The sequence below is a fragment of the Pirellulales bacterium genome (assembly GCA_035533075.1).
Classification (GTDB): Bacteria; Planctomycetota; Planctomycetia; order Pirellulales; family JAICIG01; genus DASSFG01.
The window spans coordinates 1-22,388 of sequence record DATLUO010000186.1; the positions used below are offsets into that span (position 1 = coordinate 1).

The following is a 22,388-nucleotide window of genomic DNA, read 5'->3' on the forward strand; positions in this document are numbered from 1 at the left end:
CGTCAGGTCCGAGGGATACGCCTTCCGAGTCAAGGTTTGGTTCGACATGCTCGCGCACTCCTTTGCAAGTGATGGGAATGCACGAAACGTCCGCCAAATCCCGACTTACGGCAAGATCAGTTTTCGGATAGCCTCTCAGTCCGTTCGTGACGCGCTGCGCGTTCGCGGTGGGCCGGCGCTCGCAAGCTCGCTCTCTCCCAGCCTACGCCCAATGCGCGGCGCTATGCTTCGACCAAGCTCTCCCAATCGACCGGGCGGTCTTTGTCGAGCCGCGGCAGGTCGGCGCGCATCGCCTCGGGATACTTTTGAGCGGCGCCGGTGTTGAAGAGCACCACCTGCTCGTCCGGCCGGATCCAACCTTCGCCCGACAACCGCTCGAGGGCGCCGATGCAGGCCGCCGATTCGGGACAGATGGCGATTCCCTCCAGCCGGGCGCCGAGCGCCATCCACTCGCGGATTCTTGCTTCCTCGACGGCCACGGCCCGGCCGCCGCTGGCGCGCACGGCGTCGAGAATCATGAAATCGCCCACCGCCGCCGGCACTCGGATGCCGCTGGCAATGGTGGCCGCGGGAGCAAACGGCTCGGCGAACCGCTGGCCGGCCTCGAAGGCCCGCACGATCGGCGCGCAGCCGTCGGACTGAACGGCCACCATCCGCGGCCGCCGCCCGGCGTCGATCCAGCCCAGCGCCGCCAATTCGTCGAACGCCTTCCACATGCCGATCAGCCCGGTGCCGCCGCCCGTGGGATACAGAATCACGTCGGGCAAACTCCAGCCGCATTGCTCGGCCAGCTCCAGGCCCATCGTCTTTTTGCCCTCGATGCGATAAGGCTCCTTGAGCGTCGAGAGGTCGAACCAGCCAAGCCGTTGCGTTCCTTCCCGCACGATGCGGCCGCAGTCGGTGATCAGTCCGTTGACCAGGAACGTGCGGGCTCCGGCGAGCAGGCATTCATACTGATTGATGACGGGCGTATCGGCGGGCATGAAAACATAGGCTTCCATTCCCGCCCGCGCCGCATACGCCGCCATCGCGCCGCCCGCATTGCCGGCCGTGGGAATGGCCACGCGGCGAATGCCGAATTGCCGGGCCATGCTGATGGCCATCGCCAGGCCGCGACTCTTGAAACTGCCGGTGGGAAGCTGCGATTCGTCTTTGATCGAGAGCCGAGCAAGCCCGAAGCGAGCGCCCAGGCGCGGGCAGGGGATGAGCGGAGTCATGCCTTCGCCCAGAGTAACAATGGCGGCATCCTCGGCGGGCGGCAAAAGTTCCCGATAGCGCCACATCGTGGGAGGCCGCCGCGCCACGGCTTCTTTGCTCATGGCACGGGCGACGGCCGGCAGGTCGTATCGCACCCACAGCGGCCGGTCGCGATGCAGCGTCTGCGGCCCGTCGGCTGGCAGCCGCGTGCCGTCGAGCGCGCTCTCCAGATGAGTGACGAAGGTCGGCATGAGCAAAGAAAATCGTAGGGTGGGACCAGCGAGCTTGCGAGCGCCGGCCCACCGTAAAAGACGTCGCTAATGGTGGGCCGGCGCTCGCAAGCTCGCTGGTCCCACCCTACGACCGGGCTCGCGGGTCGTCAATGGCGAGGCCGGTAGTGTGCTAAACGCCGTGGGCAACTGGCATGGCCGAAATGGCCGCTGCCGTGTAAAAGTACGCCCGTGGGCGTCGATCCGCTCCAGCGAAGGACTCGTACATGGGCAAAGAAATCAAGATCGGACTGGGCGTCATCGGCGCGTTGCTGTGCGTGTTCGGGGGGGTTTTGTTCGTGCGGCTGAAGCGCGAGCAGCCTCGGATTGCCCAAGCCACGGTGGCCGCCGCGAAAACCGATGGCAAAGCGAAACTGAAACCAAGGGCCAAGCCAGACGAGCCGGGCGATCGGCCACAAGCCGGACCTTCGCTCGGCGCCGGCCTCGACAAATCTGCGTCCAGGCGGACTCGCCGCGAGAGCGCCGCTGCCAGCGAGGTCGAAGACCGTTATGGCCGGCGACCGGATGGTGCCGATGCGCAGCCTCCCAAGAACTTTGGCCCGCAGGCCGAAGCGGCGCCGGACCACCAGCTTGAACCGCCCTCGACGGAGGAGTCACCCTATCGCCTTCGTCCTCAGGACGACCGCTATGCACGGCATCAAGCCGAGACCGGTCGGGCCGATCCCGTCGCTGAAACAGCGGCGGACGGCAGCGAAGACGCGGGCGACGGCGACGACACCAACGGCAGCAACGACCAGCAAGACGTTGCGATGCCCCTTGACCGGTTCGCCCCGTCGGGGCCCGCGGGACTCGCCTTTTCGCCGGACGACGACGAAACGGCGCCGCCGGCCGCCGATGAAGACGCGCCGGACGTAGCGACGGACGAGCCGGACCACCGCGTGGCAGACGTGCCTCCCTCCGCGGGACGGTACCGCGACGAGGGCGCCATGTTCGGCCGGGCGCCGGCAACGGAAGAGTTGGCCGAGGACGCCGACTCACCGGCAGACGCCGGCGACGACGCCGGACCTTCCTCTCAGGGGCACGTCGAGGGCGAAAGCTACACCGTCGAGCCGAACGACAATTTCTGGCGTATCTCGCAAAAGGTTTATGGAACCGGCGTCTATTTCAAGGCTTTGGAGGAATACAACCGGCAGCAGTTCGGCGACCGCGTCGCGATCGACGCGGGCGACGTGATTTCGACTCCTTCCACGGCGGTGCTGCGAAGAGAATACCCCGAACTCGCGCCCAAGGATCCCAAGTCGCCGGCCGGTCGCCGCAACGCCCCTAGTCGCCGCAGCTACACGGTGGCCGAGGGCGACACGCTGTTCGACATTGCGCGGCAAGAGCTTGGCAAGGCGTCGCGCTGGTCGGAAATCTACGAGTTGAACCGCGACCAGCTCGGCAACGACTTCAACGATCTTGCTCCGGGAATGAAGCTCGCGCTGCCGGCCGACGGCACGCGCGACAACCCGATCGTCACGGGTCCGCCGCGCGACCGCTATCGCAGATAGTTGCCGCCCGGCATCGCCAATCCTATACTGAAACTGACCCTTGTGTTTCAACGGAACAGCCGTCGCTACTTCCGTCCTTGCCCGGAGCCACGCATGCTCGTTCGCCGCTCGGCCTGTTATCTGATTGCCGTCGTTCTCGCCAGCCTCGTCTTGGTCCCCGTCCGCGCCGACGAAACCGCCACTCCGGCGGTCACCCAGCCGGAAACCGGTACCAAGCCCCAACCGAATTCCGACGCCGAATACTACGAGCTTTTCAAGGTTCTGGCCGACACCATGGACCAGGTCGAGCGGAACTACGTCAAAGACGTGAGTCGGCGCGAGCTGATGGAAGCGGCCATCCACGGCGTGCTGAGCAAACTCGATCCTTACTCGAATTACATCGGCCCCAACGACATGGGCCGCTTCAAGGTGGCGGTCGAGAACCAGTTCACGGGCATCGGCATTCAGGTCGATGTTCGCCGCGGGCAGCTTACGGTTCTGAGTCCCATTGCCGGCAGCCCGGCCTACCGGGCCGGCGTGCATGCGGGCGACGTCATCACCGAAATCGAAGACAAGTCGACCGAGGGCATCAATATCGACGAGGCGGTGCGGCGGCTGAAGGGCGAGGCCGGCACCACGGTCAAAATCTCGGTGCTGCATCCCGGCGGCAAGGAAGCGGAAAAAATCACCGTCACGCGGGAGGTCATTCAGATCGAAAGCGTGCGGGGCGACCGCCGCGACGAGCATGATGACTGGGACTTCATGCTCGACCACGACAAGAAGATCGGCTACATCCGCATTACCTCCTTCGGCCGCGACACGCCGCGGGAGCTGAAAAAGGCGCTCGACGACCTGCAGAACCAGCAGCTCCGCGGCCTGGTGCTCGATCTTCGCTTCAACCCCGGCGGCCTGCTGACGGCGGCCATCGAAGTGGCCGACATGTTTTTGACCGACGGCGAAATCGTCAGCACGTCGGGACGCAACAGCCCCAAGCGAAGCTGGAGCGCCCACAAGCTCGACACCTACACCGGCTTTCCGATGGCGGTGCTGGTGAACCACCACAGTGCCAGCGCCAGCGAGATCGTGTCGGCGTCGTTGCAAGATCACAAGCGGGCCATCGTGGTGGGCGAGCGCACCTGGGGGAAAGGGAGCGTGCAGAACGTGATTGAGATGGAAGGCGGCAAGAGCATTTTGAAACTGACGACCGCCAATTATCTTCGTCCCAGCGGCCACAACATCGATCGCGCCGTCAATGCCAAGGAGAGCGACGAGTGGGGCGTGAAGCCCGACGCGGGTTATGAAGTGAAACTCGACGACGCCGAGCGGTTCCAATTGCAGCTTCACCGCCGCGATCGCGACATCCTGATTACGCCTGCCGACAAGAAGCCGGCCGACAACGGAGAGAAAACGCCCGTCGAGGGCGAGAAGAAACCGGCCGAGGCGGGTGCTGCCGATAAGCCCGGCTTTGTCGATCGCCAGTTGGCGAAAGCGCTGGAGTATTTGTCGACCGAAATGGCCAAGGCCGACTAGGACGGGCGGACCGGAAGCCGAAGGCCATCGCGTCATTGCCAAGGGCAAGCGGTTTGTCGTCGCCGATTATGAGAAGCGGCTGGCGACGCTTTGATTGTCGCCCGTCGTCGCGGGCACAGCCGATGGAAGTCGTCGCCCAAACAGCGGCCAAAGTCAACGCGGCGAAGAAGGACCGGCAGAACGGAAGTTGTTGTCGCATCATGGTTCAATCGGTTATTCGGTTCACCCGCATCGGGAGCGATCCATGTTACTTCAAGGCTTGATGCCTGTTCTAGCGTGCCTCATCGCCTTCAAGGCGCACGGCCACGATCCAGTTTGACAATCGGCCGGCTATCGGTACGATGACGGGCGGCGCTGAAGCTGCGCCCAGGAAATGGTTTATCGCGCCTCACAAGGGATTTTGCCGAATATGACGCAGATCGAACAGGCCCGTGCCGGCGTCGTCACGCCGCAGATGCAGTACGTCGCCGAGCGCGAAGGTCTCGACGCGGAATTGGTCCGCGGCGAAGTCGCCCGCGGCCGCATGGTCATTCCCGCCAACAAGGTCCACCTGGCCGGCAGGCTGGAACCGATGTGCATCGGCATCGCCGCCCGGTGCAAAATCAACGCCAACATCGGCAACTCGGCCGTCACCAGCAACGTCGAGACGGAACTCGAAAAGCTGCACACCGCCGTCCATTTCGGCAGCGACACGGTGATGGACCTCTCGACCGGCAAAGACATCGACCGCATCCGCCAGGCGATCATCGCGGCCTCGCCGGTGCCGATCGGCACGGTGCCCATCTACCAGATGCTGGAAGAACTGGGCGGCAACATCGAAGACATGACCCCGCGACACTTTCTGGACATGGTCGAACACCAGGCCCGGCAGGGCGTCGACTACATGACCGTGCATTGCGGCGTGCTGCTGGAACACCTGCACCTGACGATGAACCGCGTGACGGGCATCGTCAGCCGCGGCGGCTCGCTGATCGCCAAGTGGATGATGGCCCACCGCCAGCAGAACCCGCTCTACACGCATTTCGACGACATCTGCGACATCCTGCACGAGTATGACGTCACCTGGAGCCTGGGCGACGGCCTGCGGCCCGGCTCGATCGCCGACGCCAGCGACGCCGCCCAGTTCGCCGAATTGAATGTGCTGGGCGAGCTGACCCAGCGCGGCTGGCAGAAGAACACGCAAGTCATGGTCGAGGGTCCGGGACACGTTCCCATGGACCAGATCGACATGAACGTGAAGAAGCAGATGGAGGTCTGCCGCGAGGCGCCGTTCTACGTGCTGGGTCCGCTGGTGACCGACGTGGCCCCCGGCTACGACCACATCACCAGCGCCATCGGCGGCGCCCTGGCCGGTTGGAGCGGCGCGGCGATGCTCTGCTATGTGACGCCGAAAGAACATCTGGGCCTGCCCGAAACGGAGGACGTGAAGCAAGGCGTGATCGCCTACAAGATCGCGGCCCACGCCGCCGACCTGGCCCGGCACCGTGCGGGCGCCCGCGACCGCGACGACGCTCTCAGCCGGGCACGCTTCGCCTTCGACTGGAACGAGCAGTTTCGCTTGTCGCTCGATCCCGAAACGGCCCGCCGCATGCATGACGAGACGCTGCCGCAAGACACGTTCAAGAGCGCCCACTTCTGCAGCATGTGCGGGCCGAAGTATTGCTCGATGAAGATTACCGAAGACATCCGCGAGATGGCCCGTTCGGGCGAGCCGCTCGTCGAGCTGTCGGCGGCACGGGGATAGGCCAGTTCGCCGCGAACGAGCCGGACCGAAACATGAGAATGAGATCTTTTGCCGCGAGGAAGAGCGGTGGCTGGGGCAGAGCTTGGCCAGATATCGGCTGGCGCCCTTCAAAAACGTGGCGGCCAAGCGATGCCCCGGTGCGTCCAACCGGGGCATCGCCTGGCCACCAAGATTGAACGGCGCACCACCCGCCAACGTCTCATTCTCGGCCGCATGAAGTATAAAACGATTATCCGCCTCGCGCGGCGCGGGTCCGCGCCGCCTTGCGGGCCGCCCGCGAACGGCCTTCCTTTCCTTTGGTGCGGACGGCCTTCATAGCGGCCTCGTGACGCTCCTCCGGTCCCTTCGTGTCGGCCGCCTTTTTGGCCGCAACCGAACGCTCGCCGGCCGTCCGTGTTCGGGCGGCTGCGTGGGCCTGCTTCGACAATGCTTTGTGCGAAGCCGCCGAATGTCCTTCTTCCTTCAACACGTTCTTGATGGCCCGCGAGCGGCGGGCCGAAGGCGGCCGCTTGGGCGGCTCTCCTTGCCCGCGACGCCAGGCACGCTCGGCGCTCTTGCGCGTTCGCTCGGTCGTTTTTCCCTTTTCCGGCGGCGGAAGGTCGACGCCTGCCCGGCGCGCCTTCGACAGCCCGATGGCGATCGTCTGCTTGGCCGATCGTGCGCCGTGCTTCCCTTCGCGGACGTGGTGTATCTCTTCCCGCACGAATTCGCCCGCCTGCGACGTGGCTGACTGTCCTTCTCGTTTTTTCCTCCGTGCTCGTTCGATTGTTTGTTTCTCTGGCATGATAATCGACTCCTGCGCTGAAGCACGCCCCTATCACGCAAGATTGCAAGTATCGTGCCTTGCGGGCCTGCTACTGCGCGCAGCACTCTGTAGGGAACGGACTCCGTGCCGTTCCGGGAAGTGCGAATCGACCGTCTTTTGCGCCCTTCACGGAACGGCACGGAGTCCGTTCCCTACAGAACAGGGCGGGTCACGTCCGCTTGAACTGCCGGTCGAGCTCCTCGCGAGTGAAGACCAGCTCGGTGGGCCGGCCGTGCGGGCAATGGTGGCTGTCTTGAGCCAAGTGCCGCTGCCCCAAGAGGGCCATGATCTCCTCCGGGGCCAAGGGGTCGCCGGCCTTGATCGCCGCTTTGCACGACATCATGTGCAGCAGCTCGTCGAGCAGGTCGCGGCGGTCGGGCAACCGCGCGCCCGACATCAACAGATCGAGCATCGAACGCAGGATCTCTTCCGGCCCGCCGCCGAGCATGGCCGGGTAGCTGGCCACGAGCACCGTGCCGCCGCCAAACGGCTCGACCGCCAGGCCCAACGTGGCCAGCAGCTCGCGATGCTCCAGCACCGCGGCCGCTTCCGCCGCGCCCAGATTGACCGCTTCGGGCACCAGGAGCTGCTGCGATTCGAGCGTGCCCGACAAAGCCCGCTCGCGAAATTGCTCGTACAAGATCCGCTCGTGCAGTGCGTGCTGGTCGATCACCGCCACCCCTTCGTCGGTCTCGGCCACCAGATAACGATTGTGAATTTGCATGGCCGTCAGTCCGCCGGCAATCTTCGACTCCGCCAGCGGCGCGACCTGGGAAGGCTCCAAGGGCGTGGCCTGCGGCGTCAGGCTCGTCAGCCGCAAGGGCGCCACGGAAGGGGCCGCGCGAGGCACTTCGAACTCGCTTTGTCTCACCGGCGGTTCGGCCACGGCGGCCGAGGCGCCGGCCGGCGATTGCCAGGAGGCCATTTGCCCTTTGGCCCACTCGACCAGCTCGCCGCGCAACTGCTCCGCACGTGCCGGGTCGTGCGCGCCGCTGGGATCGTGAGCGGCGTCGGCGCCGGCCGGGCTCAGCCGGTGCGTAAGATCGGTGGTCAGGAACTTCGTCCGCAACGTGCCCAGCAACTGGCTGTAGATGCGGCCGCCGTCCTGGAACCGCACTTCCAGCTTGGTGGGGTGGACGTTCACGTCGACCAGATCGGGCGGCATGTGCAGGTAGAGAAAGGCCAGCGGGTAACGGCCGGTGAGCAGCAGCCCGCGGTAGGCCTCGCTCAAAGCGTGCGCCAGCGAACGGTCGCGGATCGAGCGGCCGTTGAGAAACAGATACTGCATACGGGCGTTGGGCCGGCTCTGGTTGGGATGGCCGACGAAGCCCGACAGCCGCACTTCGCCGTCGCGGCTCTCCAGCCAGATCAGCTCGTCGGCCACTTCGCGACCGAAGAAGTGGGCGATCCGCTCCAGCCCGGCCTCGGCGGGCGCCAGCTCGTAGAGCGGCCGCTGATTGTGCCGCAAGGTGAAGTGCATCCGCGGGTGCGCCAGCGCCAGCCGCGTGAAGGTCTCGGTGACGTGGCCCATCTCCGTCTGCGATGACCGCAAGAACCGCCGCCGCACCGGCGTGTTGTAGAAGAGCTGCCGCACCTCGATGGTCGTGCCCACGGCGCAGCCGCAGGGCGACACCGGGCCGAGCTGGCCCCCAACGACTTCCAGTTCGGCGCCGGCCGATTGTTCCGACTGCCGGCTGCGGAGCATGAGGCGGCTGACCTCGGCGATCGAGGCCAGCGCTTCGCCGCGAAAGCCCAGCGTCGATACGTGAAACAGGTCATCGGCCGAGCGGAGTTTGCTGGTGGCATGACTGGTTACGGCCAGCGTCAGCTCGTCGGCCGCGATGCCGCAGCCGTCGTCGACCACGCGAATCAGCTCCAGCCCGCCTTGCTCGACCGCCACATCGAGGCGCGTGGCCCCGGCGTCCAGCGCGTTTTCCATCAATTCCTTGACCACGCTGGCCGGCCGCTCGATGACTTCGCCCGCTGCGATCTTGTTGACCACGCTGGCCGGAAGTTGCTGGATGAAGGGCATAGAATCCGTTCCTACACTTGAAACTCCTTGAGCTTCCGATACAACGTCCGCTCGCCGATGCCGAGCAGCGCGGCGGCCTCCTCGCGATTGCCGCCGGTCAGTTTGAGCGTCTCCACGAGATAGTGCCGCTCGATCTCGGTCAGCGGTTTGCCCACCAGGCTGTCCAGCGCGGCGGCCCCGCAGGCCGGCCGTCCGTCGCTTTCGGCCAGTTCGGCCAGCTCGGCGGGCAAGTCGTCGACGTCCAGCACGCCGTCGAAATCGACCACCACCATGCTCTCGATCGTGTTTCGCAACTCGCGGACGTTGCCCGGCCAACGGTAGGCCAGCAGACGTCGCCGGGCGGCGGTCGACATACTCTTGACCGTCTTTTGATGCCGCTTCGCGAACTGTTTCACGAAGTGCTCGATCAACAGCGGAATGTCCTGGCTCCGCTCGACCAGCCGGGGCAGCGTGACGGTGACCACCTTCAGCCGGTGATAGAGGTCGTTGCGGAAGGTGCCGGCCTCGATCTGCTGGTCCAGGTTGCGGTTGGTGGCCGACAGCAGCCGCACGTTGACCTTGATCGGATCGTTCGAGCCGACGCGGGTGATCTCGCCGCTCTCCAGCACCCGCAGCAGCTTGATCTGCGTGGCCATCGGCATATCGCCCACCTCGTCGAGAAACAGCGTGCCGCCGTGGGCGTACTCGAACTTGCCGACGCGATCGGCCGAGGCGTCGGTGAAGGCCCCGCGAATGTGCCCGAACAACTCGCTTTCCAGAATGTTCTCGCTCAACGCGGCGCAGTTGAGCGGCACGAAGGGCTTGTTCTTGCGGGGGCTGTTTTGGTGGATCGCCTGGGCCACCAGCTCCTTGCCGGTGCCGGTTTCGCCTTGGATCAAGATGGTGGCGTTGGTGGGGGCGATCCGCTTCAGCAGGCTGATGACCTTGTTCATTTCCGGGCTGGAGCCGACCACGCCTTCGAAGCCGAACTTCTCGTCCAGCCGGCGGTTCAACTCGGCGTTGGTCAGCCGCAGCCGCACGCTGTCGGCCGCTTTCTCGACTACGGCCCGAAGCTGCTTCAAGTCAAGCGGCTTGAGCAGGTAATTGAATGCCCCCTGCTGCATGGCGGTGACGGCCGAAGGGACGGTGCCGTGGCCCGTGACCAGGATCACTTCGGCATCGGGCAAGTCGTTTTTGGCGCGGGCCAGGACTTCCAGCCCGTCAAGATCGTTCATCACCAGGTCGGTGATGATGACGTCGAACCGCTGCCGCTCGATGTCGCGTGCCCCGTCGTTGCCGGAGACGGCCACGGTACAGTCGTAACCGACGCGCTCCAGGCTCTCGGCGACGGCCTGGGCATGGGCTGCGTCGTTGTCGATGATCAGCAGCCGGATGGCCGCGGGATCGGTCTGGATTTTGGGAGCGGTCTGAACGGAGGCCATGAGACGATCATACAAAAACCGGACGTTGAGCGGCAGGGTGCCGGCAATAATCGTCTTTCCGAGAGCGATGTCGGCCGGCAGCGCACTGAATTGACCGCCCTCGCGCCGCGCGGTAAACTCAAGCGATATTCGATCACCTGCGCCTTCGCTTCAGCCCTATTTCCGCGCCGTTCCGGACGGTGCCTGGCAACGGAGCCGACCATGCCGATGCACGACTGGATGCAAGTCGATGCGGGAATCTTCCACGATTTCCATTTGGCTTGGACCGTTGAGTTGCGGAACGCACTCAACGAGGGTCTTCTTCCAGCGGATTATTACGCTCTGATGGAGCAGCATGCGGGCCGGCGAATTTCCGACTTGATCGCATTGCATCGCAGCTCGCCCGAGATGGAACCTTCCGCCGTCCCGCCGCCTCGCGGCGGCCTGGCCCTCGCAGAAGCCCCGCCGCAAGTCGTTCGCAGCGGTGAATTGGCGCCGTCCGCGCGATCGCTTCGCCGCACGCTTGCCATCCGACACGTCAGCGGGCATCGACTCGTTGCCGTCGTGGAAATCGTTTCGCCCGGAAACAAGGACCGCCTCGAGCACGTGGAGGAGCTCGCCGGAAAGATCGACGGTTTTTTGGGAGCGGGGATCCACGCGATGGTCATCGACGTGTTTGCACCAGGCCGTTACGATCCGCACGGCATCGACGGCGTCGTGCGCGAGTTTTACAGCGGCGCCGACAACACTGACGAGAATTCGCCTGGTCCACCGCCTTGTGTCGTCTCCTACTGCGCGGCGCTGACGATCGGCGTTTATCGCGGGCCGCTGGCGGTCGGCCGCAATCTACCCGAGATGCCGCTCTTTATTCACCCGGAGCGCTACGTCAACGTTCCCCTGGAAGAGAGTTATCAAGCGGCCTTTCGCGGAGTACCAAGTTTCTGGAAGCAAGCGCTGAGTTGACGCTATTCCCGGTGCTCCACCTGGCGTTCCAACCGCGCCGGCACGGGCAGCTCGATCGTGAACCGCGTTCCCTTGCCGAGCGTGCTCTGCACGAAAATATGCCCGCCGTGCGCCTCGATGATCTTGCGCGCCGTAGGCAGGCCCAGGCCCGAGCCGCCCGGCTTGGTGGAATAAAAGGCCTCGAAGATCCGCGCTTTCGTCTTTTCGTCCATGCCGCAGCCGGTGTCGATCAGGTGCAACGCCACGCCGCGCGCGGTTTCCTCGGTCAGCACCCAAAGTTGTCCGCCGTCGGGCATCGCCTGCTGGGCGTTGAGCAGCAGGTTGAACAGCGCCCCGCGCAGCGACTCGCGGTCGACCAGCACGCTGGGCAGGTCGGAGCGGAAATGGGGCGACAGTTCAATGTTCGATTCGACCGCCTTGGGCTGATAGAACTCCAGGATTTGCCGCACGAGCTCGTTCAGATCGGTCGGTTCGAGCTTGAGTTCGCGGACCTTGGCGAAGTTGAGGAAGTCGTCGAGCACGTCCTGCAGCCGCTGGCATTCCTGCTGCACGATGAGAATCTTGGCCAAGGCGCGGCGCGTGCGCGGCGAATCGTCGGCCTGAAAGTCCTCCGCCAGCAACTCCATGTTCAGGCGGATGGTCGAGAGCGGGTTCTTGATCTCGTGCGCCAGGCCGCCCACCAGCCGGGCAATCTCGGTGTACTGATCGGCCAGCCGCCGGTGGACCTCGTCGGGCTGAGTGTCGTTGCGTGCCATGCCGCTGGTTTATAGCCAACCGAATCGCCGTTAAAACACGCCGCGGATCACTTCGCCGCGGCTGATCGGCAGCGGACGGTCGAAGCGGTCGTGATAGAGCGTGTCGGGCGAGTGGCCCAAAGCGTGAAAGAGCGTGGCGGCCAAATCGGCGGGACTGACGCGGCCGTCTTTGGGCTGCCCGCCGATCTTGTCCGAGGCGCCGATCACCTGTCCGCCGCGCACGCCGCCGCCCGCCAGCACCGCCGAATAGACGTAACCCCAATGACCGCGGCCGCCGGCCGCATCGAGCCGCGGCGAACGGCCGAATTCGCCCATCGAGACCACCAGCGTCTCGTCGAGCAGGCCCCGCTGGGCGAGGTCTTCGAGCAACGCGGAGTAGGCCTGATCCATCGGCGGCACGAGCACGTTTTTCAGCCGGGCCGTTTCGTCGCGGTGCGTGTCCCACACCGGGTTCGCCGGCGGCTCGTTGGGTCCGCGATACCAGTTGACCTGCACCAGCGACACGCCGGCCTCGATCAAGCGCCGGGCCAACAGCACCGATTGCCCGAAGGGGGTGCGGCCATAGCGATCGCGCATCGCGGCCGGCTCTTGCTCCAGGTCGAAGGCGGCCCGCGCGGGCGACGAGCCGAGCAGGTTCAACGCCCGCTGTTCGTGCCGCCCGAACTGCTGCATCGGGCCGGCGGCATCGAACTGGCTGAGCCGCTCGTTGACTTGCTCCAGCAGCGAACGGCGCGAGGCCAATCGCAGGGGCGGAATTTCGTCGGGCAGGTGGAACTCGTCGATCCGCGGCGCGCCCGCCGAGGGATCGAACTTCAACAGCCAGGGATCGGCCGCGCGGCCCAAGAAGCCGGCGTTTTGCCCAGGCCAGACGCTGCCGTCGGTGTTGGAGATGCGCATCGGCAAGGTCATCGCGCCGGGCAGCCCGGTGGCATCGCCTCGCAGCCAGCGCACCAGCGTGCCGAGGCTGGGATAGTCGTTGGGCGGGCCGGGGTTGGCGTTCTCGGCGTTGAGCGGCTGGTGCGGGTGGCCGGTCAGCATGTAGTAGCCGCTCGACGAATGCGCGTTGTCGCCGCTGGACACGGCCCGCAGCAGGCAGACTTTGTCCATCACGCGGGCCGTGGTGGGCATGAGCTCGCAGAGGTCGATGCCCGGCACGTTGCTGGGAACAGGGCCGAACTGGCCTCGCACCTCGGCCGGAGCATCGGGCTTGGGATCCCAAGTGGAGTGCTGCGGCGGCCCGCCCATCAAAAAGAGGATAATGCACGACTTGGCCTTGCCGCCGTCGGCGGCCGGACTTGTCGCGGCATTGGCTTGGCGGCTGCGAAGCAGGTCGGGCAACGTAAGCCCCAACAGGCCGAGACTACCGGCGCGCAGCACCTCGCGCCGCCCGATACCATCGCAAAGCCGCGCCTCAGACCCGTAAACATTGAGCATGGTCGTCTCCGCAAACCGTGCCCAACAGTATAGCAAGAAACGCCGCCGAAGTCAGCGTTTGATCGGGCTCAAGCAACGCCCAGCAGCACAGGGCTTTGACGAGGAGCCGCATGACCGCAAGGGTTGCGCGGATGCCAACAGAGACTTCGCTCGTGGGCGCAGCGGGCCGCCTTCCTGCCGCACGAGTTCGACGGCTCCAGCGGCGGATGGGGCCGAAGTTCCCGGTCTTCGCACATCACGAGCGTGGTACAGGCCGCTCGTACCCGCTCGCTGGCCGGGGCATTTGCGGCGACATAGAGCAGCGTTTCAGCAACGTCCATCTTGCTCTCCCTGTGCGCTAAAGCGACGTCAATCGAAAAGCGTCAACTCCCCGAAGCAAACATAGCTCACGCGGTTTGCGGAGTTGTATCGGCATTTGGTCTGCAACACTTATGCCGATTGTTGGGGAAATTCCATGTCGCTGCCCAACTCAAGCGGCTTTCGAGAAGGTTTGCGAACGAAGCGGGTCTGGCGCGGGCAGCGGCTGGGTTTGGAGGTGCGGCAGCTCGCGGAAGGCACGGGCGATCACAGCCAGGCTCGAACCGGTCGCCCGGCCCGCCTTGCGAGGATAATGTTCGACGGCCACCTCGGCGAAGCGGAAACCTGCCCGGCGGCACTGGCACATCAACTCCGCGTTGATGCAGGCGCCGTTGGCCGTGAGCCGCAGGCGTTCGACCACCTCGCGGCGGAACAGCTTGAAAGCGCAATCCAGATCGCGGACGCGAACGCCGTACATCAGCCGCACCAGCCGTCCCCAGGCCCAGGCATTGAAGCGCCGATGGAACGACTCGACGCGCCGCCCGCGATAGCCGACCACAAAATCGTTGCTTTCCAAGCGGGCCAACAGGCGGGCCACGTCGCGAAAATCGAACTGCCCGTCGCTGTCGGCGAACATCACCAGGTCGCCGCGGGCCGCGCGCAAGCCGCTGGTCACAGCCGCTCCATAGCCCCGGTTTTGCTCGTGCCGCACGAGACGCACCCGCGGGTCGCGGTCGGCGACGGCCTGCACGCGGCGCGAAGTGGCGTCGCGCGAGCCGTCGTCGACCACGATCACTTCCAGCGACGCCACGAGCGGCGGCACCGCGGTCAGCGCGGCGTCGAGCGTCGCACCGATGCAGTCCTGCTCGTTGTAGGCCGGCAGGCAGAGCGACAACGTGCCGGCCCAGAAGGGCGCCGCGCCGGCCGACGATGGCTGGTTGGCCGCCCCTGGAATCGACGAGTTTGGGCGCGGAAGGTCGGTCAATGCTTGGGCGTGACCTGCCATGAGAGCCTTTCGGTTGGTGTGTGAAGTTCGGTGGCCCGGCCCAGCAAGAGAATTTGGTCCGATCGCAAGAACCAGCGGCGACGCGCCAACACGGTCACGTCGGGCGGCAGCCAGGCGGCCGCCTGCCGATAGCGCTCGCCGGTGATCAGCAGAAAGCCGCGATAGGGCCACTGGCGGCAGAAGTCGCGCACCTGTTCGTCGGAGAAGAACTGCTCGACCGGTTGCCGCAGGTAGAAAACCAGACTGGGACGCCAATAGCCGACCGATCGCACGATGGCAGGCTGACCTTCCGTATGAGTCTGGATTTCGCCGGCGAAGAGGGCACTCGTCTGATAGCGGCCGACCGCGACCGTGCCGCCGCCGAAGATCGCCAGCGATGCCACGGCCGCCGCGACGGCGAACGAGACGGCTGCTCGCCGCGGCTGTCCTCGGCGATATTGCCACCAGCAAATCGCCCCGCCCGCCAGCCACGGCAGACCGGTCAGCGTCAAGGGCCAATCGCCACCCAACAGCTTGTGCGCGACGACCGTCATCGCGACCGCCAGACCGATGCCGACCAGCGAGGTGGTGACCCAGGCCACGCGGAGCATGTGCGCCGGCACTTCGTGCTCACCGCTCAGCCAGGCGTCCATCCAGACGCCCACCAGCAAAGCCAACGCGGGATACGCGGGCACGATGTAGCTGGGCAGCTTCGTCGCCGCCAACGAGAAGAACCCGACGTAGGCGCCGGCCCAGCAAAGGAGCAGCCAAAAGCGTTCGCGAGTCGGCTGGTTTCCGGCCAATTGCGACTTGACGTACAGCCACGTCGGGCCAAGCAGCAGCGACCAGGGAAAGAACCCGACGACGACGGCGATCAGGTAGTAAAAGAACGGCCCGCGGTGGTGCTCCATCGGGTGCAGGAAGCGGCCCAGGTTGTGCTTGCCAAAAAAGCCCGCCAACCAGGCTCCCTCGGTTTGCAGGCCGACCGCGAGATACCACGGACCGGCAACCGCGAGCACGATGACGACGCCCACGAGCAGTCGCATGTCGCGCATGGCCGCGAAGATGCGCCGCGGACCGAGCAGTCGCGCGATCGCTGATAGCAGACGCCTTGCCGCGGCCCACCGTCCGGTGGACTCCACTTGTACGACGCCTGGGCCGCGGGCCGCCGATGAAACCAGCAGGAACAGGCCAATCGTCGCGGCCGGCAGCAGCACGCCGATCGGTCCCTTGTCCAGCACGGCCAGGCCCATGGCCACATAACTTCCCACGATCGCCGGCCATGTCGTGCAACTGGCTTCGGCCATTTCCGTAGGGTGGAAAAAGCGAGCTTGCGAGCGCCGGCCCGCCGTAATCGGCGCCGCTTCATGGTGGGCCGGCGCTCGCCAGCTCGCTTTTTCCACCCTACCGATGGAAGCCAGGCCGTCCGCGCGGCGTCCGCCCAGCGTATTCGTGCCCGCGGCAAAGCAGGCGATGGCCAGCGTGGAAAAGAAGGCCAGCAAGGCGTCGGGCGTCGCGGCGCGGGCCACGACGTCGAAGTTCATGGCGGTGGCCAACACGATGCCCGCCCAACAGCCGGCCGCGGACGAAAACATCCGCCGCCCCAGCCACCACGTCAAGAGCACCGTGCCGATGGCGAACACCGCGGATACCGAGCGGGCCGCGAACTCGCTTACGCCGAGCAGCCGATAGGCGCCGATCATGGCCCAATAATGCAGGGCGGGCTTGTCGGGCAGCATGGCCGAGTTGAAGTAGGGAACCACCCATTCCTGGCGGTCCATCATTTCGCGGGCGGCGCCGGCGAAGATCGGTTCGTCGTCGTCCCACAGCTCGGCGGCGCCGAGGTTCGTAAAAAACAGCAGTCCGCTGAGGGCCATCAAGCCCAGCCACTGCCAACGACACCCGCGCATCAACAGGCACTCCCTTACCAATTGCACTCCCGCGCAGACCTTGCGGCGGCCCAAAAGTGTAGCGCAGCATGCGTTGCGCAACAAGGGCAATAGGCCCGTCGGGAACGGTTATGCTGCCCGTCGCGGTCAATGAGACAAATGGCGCTGGCTGGGGCAGGGCCGTGCCAGGGGCTTGTAGCTCGGCCCGCGGCGGGGTCTAGCACGATCACTTTGGCCCGTAGTCGGCCAACAGTTGGCGGATCGCTGGCAGCAAGCTGGTGGGCACGGTAATCACGGTTTGACCGGGACTTTCGCTCACAGCCGCTTCGTCTTCGGCAACCTGTTCTTCCTCGGTCAAGTTTTCATAATGCTCAATGAGCCGCTTCACACGCTGCTCATCCCAACCCGCCGGATATCTCGATTCGCTCATTTAACGTTTCCTCCTTTTCCGTCGCCGATATGCCTGTAACGCTTTATACCAGCCGCACGCTTACCCGCGCAAGGTATCGCGAACGCGGCGGCAGTCGGGAAGCGAATCGAGAAACAACCGGCCGTAGGGCTTGGTGAGCACCCGCGGGTCCAAAATCACCACCGTGCCGCGGTCTTGCCGGCTGCGAATCAACCGGCCAAATCCCTGCTTGAGCTTCAGGGCCGCTTCCGGAAGCTGGAAGTCGCGAAAAGGATTGCCGCCGCCGGCGCGCACCGCCTCCAACCGCGCCTCGATCAGCGGGCGGTCGGGCACGGCGAACGGCAGCCGCGTGATGATCACCGTTTGCAGCGCATCGCCGGGCACATCGACGCCTTGCCAGAAGCTGTCGGTCCCCAAAAGCACGCCTCGCGGCCGGGCCTTGAACTGCTCGATGAGCTTGGTCCGCGGCAGGCCGTCGGACTGAGCGTAAAGCGCCAAGTCGCGCTCCGCCAGCCACGGCGTCAGTTCGGCGGCCGCTTGCCGCAACTGCTGGTAGTTGGTGAACAACACGAAGGCGTGGCCGTCGCTGCGCTCCACGTAGCGGCGGATGATCTGCAACGACGCTTTCTCGAAAGCGGCCTTGTCTTGCGTCGGGTCGGGCATGTCGGCCAGCAACACCAGCGCGGCCTGTTCGCGATAGTTGAAGGGACTGCCCAACGATTTGGCGGTCACCTGCGGCAGCCCGATGCGGGCCTTGAAAAAGTCGAATTCTCGCTCCTTGCCCGCCGACAGCGTGGCGCTGGTCATGACGACCGTCGGCACGCGCGAAAAGAGCTGTTCGCGCAGCGCCGGTCCCACGTCGATGGGGGCCGCGGCCAGTGCGATCCGCGGCCGGCGGCCCTCGCTCAGCTCGATCCAATAAACCTGTCCGGGCTGCGATTGCTTCAACCACTCGTCGACCTGCCCCGCCAGCGCCAGCAGCCGGTCGTGCGCAGAAATGAAATCGTGCCGGTCTTCCGCCCGCTGCATCCGCTCGCCGCTTTTTTTGAGCCGGCGTGCCAGGGCTTCCAACGCCGGACTCAACGGGTTGGCGATGATGCCCGCTTTCAACACGCGGCCGTTGGAGCGTCCCGAAAGCTGCTGCCAGGCGCGCACGTCGTCGAAGAAATCGCGGGCCAGGTGGCGGCAGCGATCCACCGATTCCACCTCGTCGTTCAGGTCGTGATGCACCAGCAGGCCGCGCTGCGTCCGCTCGTTGTAAAGTTTGTTCAGGGCGTATTCCACCTGGCTTGACGCCACGCTCATGCCCAAGTGATCGCCGGCCACGGCCTCCAACGTGTGGGCCTCGTCGAAAATCACCACGTCGTGGTTCGGCAGAATGCTCGCGCCTTCGCGCCGTAGCGCCAGGTCGCTGAAGTACAGGGCATGGTTGACGACCAGAATCTGGGCGTTCTGCACGCGCCGCCGGGCACGGTAATAGAAACACTGATTGTAGGTCGAGCACTTTCGGCCCATGCAGTTGCCGTGGTCGCTGCGGGCCTCATCCCACACGCTCGGCAGCGGACGGCGGTCGATGTCGCTCAGCGACCCGTCGGTGGTCTCGCGGCTCCAGGCGTTGACGCGCCGCAGGTCGGCGAATTCGCCCTCGCTGGCGAACATGCTGGTGGCCCGCTCGACGGCGCTGTGCAGCCGCCGCAGGCTGATGTAATTGCTCCTCCCTTTCACCAGCACCGAAGTGAACTCCCAGGGCAGCACCGATTTGAGCAGCGGCAAGTCTTTGCTCATCAGTTGCTCTTGCAGGCTGATGGTGTGCGTCGACACGATCACGCGGCGCGAGGGCTGATTCTCGTCATCGTCTTCGCTTTCCTGCTTGGGCTGCGACGATTGCTGATCTTGCGTGGCCGCGAGGATGGCCGGCACGAGATAGGCGAAGCTTTTGCCCACGCCGGTTCCGGCCTCGACCAGCAGGTGCCGCTTCTCGGCAATGGCGGCGGCCACCGCCTCGGCCATCGCGAGCTGCTCGGTCCGACACTCATACTGCTTGAGCCGGGCCGCAATGCGGCCCTGGGGGCCGAGAATGTCGGTGACGGAAGTAGACATCTATGTTGGACGGCCTTTTCGAGGAGCTGTGGGCAATAAGGGCGTGGGGTGGGACCAGCGAGCTTGCGAGCGCCGCCCCACCTAACGGCCTGACGCCTGATTCTACTGCTCCATCGCGTACAGCACGAGATTCAATCCAATCCGTGCGGCGTCCTCGCGCACATAGCCGGGACACTCCAACGACTCGTGCCGCTCCAGCGCGCAACTGATGTCGAGCGGCGAAAAGATGACTCCGTAGCGGTCGGCCAGCTTCAGCCCTTCCAAGTCCGGCGCGACTTCGGTCACCGCCGATTTGAGCGGCCCGTCGTCGCCACGGCGGTGAGGCTCGCGGCGGCGGACCTTCTTGATGTCGAAACCGCCGAACTTGTCGGTGAACAGCGGATGCGCGGCCGGAACCGGTTCCAGCGGCGCACCAAAGGTGCCGCTGATCTCGCGGCGAAACGACTTGACAAAGGCGTCGCTGCCGCACACCGCGTCGGCCAACACCACGCCGCCCCGCTCCACGTAGGTCTTGAGCTGCTTGCGCTCCTCGCCGCTGAGATGAAACGCGCTGCGGCCGTGCATGTAAAGAATCGGGAACTCGAAAACCTGCGGATCGGAAAGCACGACTTCGCGCTGTTCGATATTGACGCGCATGCCCGTCTCGCGGGCCACCACCTGCAATAAGTTGCTCAAGGCGCCCGGCGCGGAGTTCCAGCTTCCGCCGTACTTGACCTTGGCAATGTAAATCTTGAGCCGCTCGAAGGGGTCGATCACCTCGCTGCCGGCCAGCTCGCGGTCCATCGACAGCTTGAACTGCACCTCGCGGTTTGTGGCATAAGCCAGAATATTGATGCCCAGCGACCGGGCCGCCTCGATCTGGGCCTGCACCTTGGGTGAGTATTTGCCCTCGCGACCCGGCCGGGCAAGCTCCCATAAGCACGACAGCCGCAACTCGGCCGGGGCGAAGATCACGCTCGTCCGGCAACCGACATCGACGCCCTTCAGCGTTCGCTCGATCTTGAACACGCTGGTGTCGACGCGCTCTTCGGCCGTGTAGGCCGGGTGATCGAGCGGCAGATCGTGCAGCCGGTATTCGGGTTCGGGGAACATCCGCTTGACGAGCGCCTCGAATCCTTGCTCGAATTCGTCTCCGCCGCAATTGGCTTCGGCCAGGATGAAGCCGCCCTGATTGATGTAGGCCCGCAGCCGTTCGACTTGCTCGTCGCTGAAGTGCGGCGCCTTGCTGCCGCTCAGGTACAGCACCGGCGATTCGAGCAGGTCCTCGGTGGTGGTGTCGGCGGCGGGGGCCATATCGACCACCTGCCAGGTGAGGTCCTTCAGCCAGCGGCTCTCGACGTAGGCGGTGAGATTGCTCAGGTCGCTGCGATGGTGGTTCCAATCGTCGAACGGCTCGTGCCTGAGCTTGGCGCAGAGCACCGGCCGGCGGCCCTTGGCCAGAAAGAGCAGTGCCAGGCTGGTGCCGAGGTGCGGATCGTCTTCGGCGTGTCCGGTGCCCTTCCAATAGCCCGAAAGCTCGTCTTGCATGCTGACCAGCAACTCGGCGCCTTCGCGATACCAGTCGTGCCCGCCGATCAGCCGCTGGTTGGTGAGCCGTCCCGCGCGTTCGACGCCATAGAGATAATAGTAGAGCCAGCCCAGGGCGCCGCGGCTGCCGGGGTTGGTGTGAACGGAGAAATTGCGGCCCAGCCAGTTCAAGGCCATGTCGAGGTTTTTGTTGGGCAGTTGCTCGCCGCAGCAGGTGATGTGGTCGCCGTCGGCCTCGGCATCGCCGTGGCTGAGCCGGTCGGAAGTGATGACCAGTGCGGCGATGCCGGCGCAGGTCATGCTGCCCGTCCCGCCCAGGGCCGGCTTGTAGCCCCAGGAGCCATTGGGGTTCTGACTGTTCGTCCAATAGTTACGGGCCAGTTCCCAGGTGCGGTCGTTGACTTTGACGCCCACGCGTTCGGCCTCGTGCAGGGCGAGCAGGGCGAACTGGCTGTTGGAGTTGTCGCCTTCGGCCTGGGGATAGCCCCAAGCGCCCATCATGGGTCCTGCCCGTTTCTGGTTGTCTTCGAACCATAGGGCGTTTCGCTTGATGAGGGCCATGTTCGTGTTGGGTTCGGCGGCGCAGAAGACCATGGTTTGCAGCGCCGTCGAGTAGGTCATGGTCGGCTTGATCTTGCGCAGGTAATTGATCGCGGCCTGCACGTGCTTGTCGTCGGGCGGCACTCCGGAGTTGAGCAGGGCCAACGTGCAGATGGAGGTGATGCCGCCGGGATAGCCGACCGGATCGGGCCAGGATCCATCGTCGCGCTGCTCTCGTTTGAGATACTCCACGCCGCGGTCGATTGCGTCGCGGACTTGCTCCGCCGTGATCTCGGCCCGCGCCTGGCCGCTGGTCAACATCATCACGCCGGCAATCGCCAGGTGGAAAAAAAATCGCATAGAGCACCGAATCACAGGTCCGTTGGAGCCCGATTTCCATTGTAGCAACGTCAAGGCGGACGGCGCGCGTGTCTACTGAGTACGGTCCACCCAAGCTCTGCTTCCTTCCGGCACGGAAATGAGGATTTCTAGTGCAACTGGTGTCAATACAACGGGTTGCGACGCTCCGGAAGCCTAGCGATCGACTACAACACGACCAGCGCCAACACGCTGCGCGCCGGCAAGGGTTTTGACGCCTTCTTCGCCACCTACGCCCAAGACAACATCCACGCGCGGCCCGGCGACCTGGTGAACGGCAGCGTCGTGGCCTAGGGCCGCTTATTCACCGATACATGGCAAACGCGAGGCCCTCGGGCAAATCAGCCCTGTGGCGAGAATCAACGTCCTAGGCGAGCTCGCGCAGTCGCTTCATAGAAAATCGACCCCGTGCTTCCTTATAGGCTGCAATTCAGACGTAAGCGGCTGGCGGTGAGGCGGCGCCTGCGGCCGCGCAGGCCGCGCGGCCTTGCTTGCACCCCGCCCCCAGGCAACCCGCGGCAAGGAGGCCGAACATGCAAGTTACTTCATCTTTCGTCACGTTGCTATCCGAGTTCCAATGCACCTTCACCGCCCCCAGCTATTTGATTTTCATCGACCTGATGAGCGGCTGGGTGCTCTCGCAT

17 protein-coding genes are annotated in these 22,388 nt (G+C 65.1%); 5 read left to right on the forward strand and 12 right to left on the reverse strand.

Features of this window, described 5'->3' with window-relative positions; all coding sequences use genetic code 11:
* Positions 1-221: 221 nt before the first annotated feature.
* Positions 222-1,448, reverse strand: coding sequence for a threonine synthase (locus VNH11_23110; protein HVA49273.1), 1,227 nt, complete (start codon positions 1,446-1,448; stop codon positions 222-224).
* A 245-nt stretch (positions 1,449-1,693) separates the two neighbouring features.
* Here VNH11_23110 and VNH11_23115 point away from each other — a divergent pair, with 245 nt between their 5' ends.
* The 3 genes from VNH11_23115 to thiC all read left to right on the forward strand — a co-directional run bounded on the left by VNH11_23115 (position 1,694) and on the right by thiC (position 6,230).
* A complete protein-coding gene (locus VNH11_23115) occupies positions 1,694-2,977 on the forward strand; it encodes a LysM peptidoglycan-binding domain-containing protein (protein ID HVA49274.1) in 1,284 nt (427 codons plus the stop codon).
* A 93-nt stretch (positions 2,978-3,070) separates the two neighbouring features.
* Positions 3,071-4,486: a S41 family peptidase gene (locus VNH11_23120; GenBank protein ID HVA49275.1), complete on the forward strand. Its 1,416-nt coding sequence runs from the start codon at positions 3,071-3,073 to the stop codon at positions 4,484-4,486.
* A gap of 373 nt (positions 4,487-4,859) precedes the next feature.
* On the forward strand, positions 4,860-6,230 hold the full coding sequence (gene thiC, locus VNH11_23125; GenBank protein HVA49276.1) for a phosphomethylpyrimidine synthase ThiC: 1,371 nt from the start codon (positions 4,860-4,862) through the stop codon (positions 6,228-6,230).
* 229 nt (positions 6,231-6,459) lie between these two features.
* Here thiC and VNH11_23130 read toward each other — a convergent pair whose 3' ends face one another.
* The 3 genes from VNH11_23130 to VNH11_23140 all read right to left on the reverse strand — a co-directional run bounded on the left by VNH11_23130 (position 6,460) and on the right by VNH11_23140 (position 10,488).
* Positions 6,460-7,014, reverse strand: coding sequence for a DUF6496 domain-containing protein (locus VNH11_23130; protein ID HVA49277.1), 555 nt, complete (start codon positions 7,012-7,014; stop codon positions 6,460-6,462).
* 190 nt (positions 7,015-7,204) lie between these two features.
* Entirely contained in the window at positions 7,205-9,067 is a 1,863-nt protein-coding gene (gene mutL, locus VNH11_23135) for a DNA mismatch repair endonuclease MutL (GenBank protein HVA49278.1), read from the reverse strand.
* A gap of 11 nt (positions 9,068-9,078) precedes the next feature.
* Positions 9,079-10,488 (reverse strand): sigma-54 dependent transcriptional regulator, encoded by a 1,410-nt coding sequence (locus VNH11_23140; GenBank protein ID HVA49279.1) that lies wholly within the window; start codon positions 10,486-10,488, stop codon positions 9,079-9,081.
* A 201-nt stretch (positions 10,489-10,689) separates the two neighbouring features.
* On the opposite strand from VNH11_23140, the gene VNH11_23145 reads away from it, so the two are divergent.
* Complete coding sequence (locus VNH11_23145) at positions 10,690-11,430, forward strand: DUF4058 family protein (protein HVA49280.1); 741 nt, start codon at positions 10,690-10,692, stop codon at positions 11,428-11,430.
* 2 nt (positions 11,431-11,432) lie between these two features.
* Here the strand turns inward: VNH11_23145 and VNH11_23150 are convergent, their stop codons facing one another.
* The 8 genes from VNH11_23150 to VNH11_23185 form a co-directional block, all read right to left on the reverse strand.
* Positions 11,433-12,185, reverse strand: coding sequence for an ATP-binding protein (locus tag VNH11_23150; protein HVA49281.1), 753 nt, complete (start codon positions 12,183-12,185; stop codon positions 11,433-11,435).
* Between the two features lie 30 nt (positions 12,186-12,215).
* Positions 12,216-13,619: a DUF1501 domain-containing protein gene (locus VNH11_23155; GenBank protein ID HVA49282.1), complete on the reverse strand. Its 1,404-nt coding sequence runs from the start codon at positions 13,617-13,619 to the stop codon at positions 12,216-12,218.
* 68 nt (positions 13,620-13,687) lie between these two features.
* A complete protein-coding gene (locus VNH11_23160) occupies positions 13,688-13,939 on the reverse strand; it encodes a hypothetical protein (protein HVA49283.1) in 252 nt (83 codons plus the stop codon).
* 149 nt (positions 13,940-14,088) lie between these two features.
* Positions 14,089-14,922 (reverse strand): glycosyltransferase family 2 protein, encoded by an 834-nt coding sequence (locus VNH11_23165; protein HVA49284.1) that lies wholly within the window; start codon positions 14,920-14,922, stop codon positions 14,089-14,091.
* Positions 14,898-16,811, reverse strand: coding sequence for a glycosyltransferase family 39 protein (locus VNH11_23170; protein HVA49285.1), 1,914 nt, complete (start codon positions 16,809-16,811; stop codon positions 14,898-14,900). Before VNH11_23170 ends, VNH11_23165 begins: the two co-directional genes overlap by 25 nt.
* A gap of 205 nt (positions 16,812-17,016) precedes the next feature.
* A complete protein-coding gene (locus tag VNH11_23175) occupies positions 17,017-17,220 on the reverse strand; it encodes a hypothetical protein (GenBank protein ID HVA49286.1) in 204 nt (67 codons plus the stop codon).
* 60 nt (positions 17,221-17,280) lie between these two features.
* Positions 17,281-19,299 carry a helicase C-terminal domain-containing protein gene (locus tag VNH11_23180; GenBank protein ID HVA49287.1) on the reverse strand — a complete coding sequence of 673 codons (2,019 nt, stop codon included), beginning with the start codon at positions 19,297-19,299 and terminating at the stop codon, positions 17,281-17,283.
* Positions 19,300-19,401: 102 nt separating this feature from the next.
* Complete coding sequence (locus VNH11_23185; GenBank protein ID HVA49288.1) at positions 19,402-21,726, reverse strand: DUF4159 domain-containing protein; 2,325 nt, start codon at positions 21,724-21,726, stop codon at positions 19,402-19,404.
* A 156-nt stretch (positions 21,727-21,882) separates the two neighbouring features.
* On the opposite strand from VNH11_23185, the gene VNH11_23190 reads away from it, so the two are divergent.
* Positions 21,883-22,038, forward strand: coding sequence for a hypothetical protein (locus VNH11_23190; protein HVA49289.1), 156 nt, complete (start codon positions 21,883-21,885; stop codon positions 22,036-22,038).
* Positions 22,039-22,388 lie beyond the last annotated feature (350 nt).

What these genes read in the sequence shown, in the direction of transcription:
- VNH11_23175 (HVA49286.1), bottom strand. Translation starts at nt 17,220, where the DNA reads ATGAGCGAATCGAGATATCCGGCGGGTTGGGATGAGCAGCGTGTGAAG.
- VNH11_23155 (HVA49282.1), bottom strand. Translation starts at nt 13,619, where the DNA reads ATGCTCAATGTTTACGGGTCTGAGGCGCGGCTTTGCGATGGTATCGGG.
- VNH11_23165 (HVA49284.1), bottom strand. Translation starts at nt 14,922, where the DNA reads ATGGCAGGTCACGCCCAAGCATTGACCGACCTTCCGCGCCCAAACTCG.
- VNH11_23160 (HVA49283.1), bottom strand. Translation starts at nt 13,939, where the DNA reads ATGGACGTTGCTGAAACGCTGCTCTATGTCGCCGCAAATGCCCCGGCC.
- VNH11_23170 (HVA49285.1), bottom strand. Translation starts at nt 16,811, where the DNA reads ATGCGCGGGTGTCGTTGGCAGTGGCTGGGCTTGATGGCCCTCAGCGGA.
- thiC (HVA49276.1), top strand. Translation starts at nt 4,860, where the DNA reads ATGGTTTATCGCGCCTCACAAGGGATTTTGCCGAATATGACGCAGATC.
- VNH11_23145 (HVA49280.1), top strand. Translation starts at nt 10,690, where the DNA reads ATGCCGATGCACGACTGGATGCAAGTCGATGCGGGAATCTTCCACGAT.
- VNH11_23110 (HVA49273.1), bottom strand. Translation starts at nt 1,448, where the DNA reads ATGCCGACCTTCGTCACTCATCTGGAGAGCGCGCTCGACGGCACGCGG.
- VNH11_23120 (HVA49275.1), top strand. Translation starts at nt 3,071, where the DNA reads ATGCTCGTTCGCCGCTCGGCCTGTTATCTGATTGCCGTCGTTCTCGCC.
- VNH11_23150 (HVA49281.1), bottom strand. Translation starts at nt 12,185, where the DNA reads ATGGCACGCAACGACACTCAGCCCGACGAGGTCCACCGGCGGCTGGCC.
- VNH11_23140 (HVA49279.1), bottom strand. Translation starts at nt 10,488, where the DNA reads ATGGCCTCCGTTCAGACCGCTCCCAAAATCCAGACCGATCCCGCGGCC.
- VNH11_23185 (HVA49288.1), bottom strand. Translation starts at nt 21,726, where the DNA reads ATGCGATTTTTTTTCCACCTGGCGATTGCCGGCGTGATGATGTTGACC.
- VNH11_23130 (HVA49277.1), bottom strand. Translation starts at nt 7,014, where the DNA reads ATGCCAGAGAAACAAACAATCGAACGAGCACGGAGGAAAAAACGAGAA.
- mutL (HVA49278.1), bottom strand. Translation starts at nt 9,067, where the DNA reads ATGCCCTTCATCCAGCAACTTCCGGCCAGCGTGGTCAACAAGATCGCA.
- VNH11_23115 (HVA49274.1), top strand. Translation starts at nt 1,694, where the DNA reads ATGGGCAAAGAAATCAAGATCGGACTGGGCGTCATCGGCGCGTTGCTG.
- VNH11_23180 (HVA49287.1), bottom strand. Translation starts at nt 19,299, where the DNA reads ATGTCTACTTCCGTCACCGACATTCTCGGCCCCCAGGGCCGCATTGCG.